The organism is Acidovorax sp. (assembly GCF_046339755.1).
Classification (GTDB): domain Bacteria; phylum Pseudomonadota; class Gammaproteobacteria; order Burkholderiales; family Burkholderiaceae_C; genus Acidovorax.
On the sequence record NZ_JBKDTZ010000190.1, the window covers coordinates 1 to 2,929 of the forward strand.

Consider the following 2,929-nt stretch of genomic DNA (forward strand, 5'->3'; position numbering starts at 1 on the left):
GGCGCGCGCGTCGCGCTTCGACCCCACCCTACCCGTGCCGGGGGGGTGGATTGCCCGGCCCGCGGGTGGGTCACCCGTGGCTCAAACGGGTGCGGCGCTGTCACCCCGGGCTTGACCCGGGGTCGTGGGCCTGCGGGCGCACACGATCCCGGGTCAAGCCCGGGATGACGCGTTCCGGGGGAGGCGGGATGACGCGTTCCGGGGGGTCGGGATGACGCGTTCCGGGGTCGGACGGCGCGTTCCGGTCAGCCAGTCGCCTTCGCGATCGCGGCCGCCATCCTGTCGAACGCCTTGCCCGCGCTGGGCGCGTAGTTGATCATCGACAGGAAGCCGTGCACGAGTCCCTCGCCGCGCACGACTTCGGTGGCAACGCCCGCATCGTTCAGGCGCTTGCCGTAGGCCTCGCCTTCATCGCGCAGCGGATCGCGCCCCGCACTCACGATGATCCCGGGCGGCACCTTCGACAGGTCCTTCGCGTGCATCGGCGAGGCGTTCGGGTCCGATCGCTTGCCCGCGTCCGGCTGGTAGTGCCCCCAGAACCACGGCTATCCGGATTTCTGTGTTGAAGGAGGCTTCCGGTGATTGAGTGCCTCCGTGTGGAAACCGACGTTGCACAGCCCGCAAATGAGCTGCTGCCGGCGGGTGTTGCCGCGCACCAGAACGACCACGTTCGCCTTGTCGTCCTTGGTCCGTCCCAGCTCGCAGCCGCAGCTCTGGCACCGGTTGCCCTGTTCCCGCTTCAGGAGCTGCAACTGGGTGGGGTTGGCAGGGTAGACGGTCGCCAGCCGCCACGGCTCCAGCGGCCCCTTGCCGTACAGGAGACGGGCGCGCAGCACCTCGAAGGTGTACCCCCGGCCCTGCCGGTTGATGGTCTTGGCGACCCCGTTCAGCGCCTCGGTGTAGGCGTTGGTGATGGGGTGGTCGAAGTACGCCAGAATCTCCGTCCGCCAGTTCTTCATGGCGGTCGTGAGAGTCTTGAAGTCCGCCTTCAGGCTGGCTGGGATGGTCCCCGGGAAGGCGTCGAAGGCCGCCACGGCCTGCGCCTTGGGCAGGTCGTAGATGTTGTAGAACGCCTCTTTCAGCCCGTAGGCGGCGGCCAGCTCGGGCTCGTTGGCCAGCCACATGTCCAGATTGAACCGGCCCTTCTCGGCCAGCTTGGCGTACCGCATGTTCAGCATCGCCTTGGACTGGAGCCACAGGCGCCGCTCGCCAGCCTTGCGCTGCTTCTGGAGCCGGATGCGGACCCGCTCCATGCAGTAGTTCGCCATGCGGACGACGTGGAACTTGTCGATGACCACCGGTCGGCCAGGGAACATCTGGTGCGACACGTCCCGGTACGGCCGCCACATGTCGATGGCCACGCCCTTGACCCAGTGCCGGTCCTTGAACCGGTGCAGCCACCCCGCCAAGGTCGCCTTGTCCCGGTCCGGCAGCATGTCGAGGATGCGGCGCTCCCCGATGTCCGTCAGGACGCAGCGCATCTTCCCGTCGATTTGGGTCTCGTCGATGCCCAGCCAGTCTGGCATCTCCGGCCGGTGGCTGGCCTCCAGTTCGGCCATGTACTCCGCCCCCAGCGTCCGGACCGTCTTGTCGTCGCACCCCACGTTCTCCGCGATGCGGGTGAAGGTGTCCCGCAGGCTGTGGGCCTTGATGTAGGTGGCGCAGCGCTCCGTCATGCGCCGGCCCTCCAAGATGCCGCCCAGCGGCTGCAGGAAGGTCTCCTTGCAGGAGGTGCACCGGTATCGCTGGACCTTCGCCCGCAGCTTGGCCGGCTTCCCGCGCATCGGAATGTCGACGTAAGTAGTAGCTTTGGTGCCGTGCCGGTAGATGCAGTCGAGGGTGCCGCACTTTGGGCAGGCGGTAGGCATGGGCAGCGGGTACTCCGCCTCCAGCACGTCCGCCCCGTCCTCCTCGGTGCGACCCAGCACCGTCCAGCCCTTCAGGTCGAGGATGTCCGTCATCCCCGGATTGTCGTGTGGATGGGGTCACCGCTTGTCAATGGCGGCGAGGTACTTGGCTCGGGCGGCGTTGGCTCCCGCTGCGTAGTCGGTATCACCGTCACAGCGGTCGGAAGCGATGACAGCCCGGATGCGAGACAGCTCGCGCACCAGCATTTGCTGGGTGAAGGTGGCAATCCACACCGGCACATCGTTCTCCAAGACCGTGCCCTTGATGTACTTGGGGAAGGCGGGCTTCTGCCGGACGAGCTGCTCGGCAGCGCCCAACACGTCCTGCCAAGCCGGCAGCGCCGGCCTCTGGGGCGTGTCGATGCCCATTGGCGGGTCGCACACCTCCTCTTTGCCATGCTTCGCCATCGTCTGCCGGGCCAGTTTCCTTGCAGCGTCAATCTTGGCCAGCGCGCCCTCGTAATTCTCGTTCATAGCAGGAACCTCAGGATGAACCACGCGCAGTACAGGGCTGCGCAGATGAAGAAAAAGGCAGTCAATTCACTTCTCTCGGACCAAGACTTGAGCCGCCCGGAGAACCTCGCGTGCGAAGGTGCTGGGCAGGATATTCCCCGCCGCATCGAACGACCGACCCAAGCAGTCGGCCACATCTTGGTCCGTCAGCCGAGGCATCCGGTCATCGCATCCGTTCGCGCAGGAGCCCGTCTCGTTGCAGTAGTCTGCGTGCGGACATGGGCCGGTGGTCGCCTCGCCGTGATGCCACAGGAATGCGCAGTAGGCCGCCACATCCAGTGGGTCCCCTTTTGCAACGTGCTTCCGCAGTTCCTTGCGACACTCGCCCATCCAGTCGTCAGTCGCCCACCCGTCGGAGTAGCCGTACTTCTCCTCTGCGGCGGCGAGTTTTTCCTTCAGAGCTGCGGCGAACCGGTCCACAAGGGCGGCGGTCTTAGGATGCAGTTTCACTTGGTTTCCTTTCCACACGAAAATCCGACTCAGGAGGATACTGCATGGTCACCTGTTCC

Annotated in this window: 3 protein-coding genes and 1 pseudogene; all 4 read right to left on the reverse strand. The window is 65.9% G+C overall.

Annotation, left to right across the window (positions count from 1 at the left end; all coding sequences use genetic code 11):
- Positions 1-245 precede the first annotated feature (245 nt).
- Positions 246-530, reverse strand: a pseudogene (locus ACK59X_RS15535) (alpha/beta hydrolase fold domain-containing protein); the annotation flags it as partial.
- A gap of 15 nt (positions 531-545) precedes the next feature.
- Positions 546-1,961 (reverse strand): ISL3 family transposase, encoded by a 1,416-nt coding sequence (locus ACK59X_RS15540; RefSeq protein WP_003060862.1) that lies wholly within the window; start codon positions 1,959-1,961, stop codon positions 546-548.
- Positions 1,962-1,985: 24 nt separating this feature from the next.
- Complete coding sequence (locus ACK59X_RS15545; protein WP_003060860.1) at positions 1,986-2,381, reverse strand: hypothetical protein; 396 nt, start codon at positions 2,379-2,381, stop codon at positions 1,986-1,988.
- 66 nt (positions 2,382-2,447) lie between these two features.
- A complete protein-coding gene (locus tag ACK59X_RS15550; protein ID WP_003060859.1) occupies positions 2,448-2,870 on the reverse strand; it encodes a hypothetical protein in 423 nt (140 codons plus the stop codon).
- Positions 2,871-2,929 lie beyond the last annotated feature (59 nt).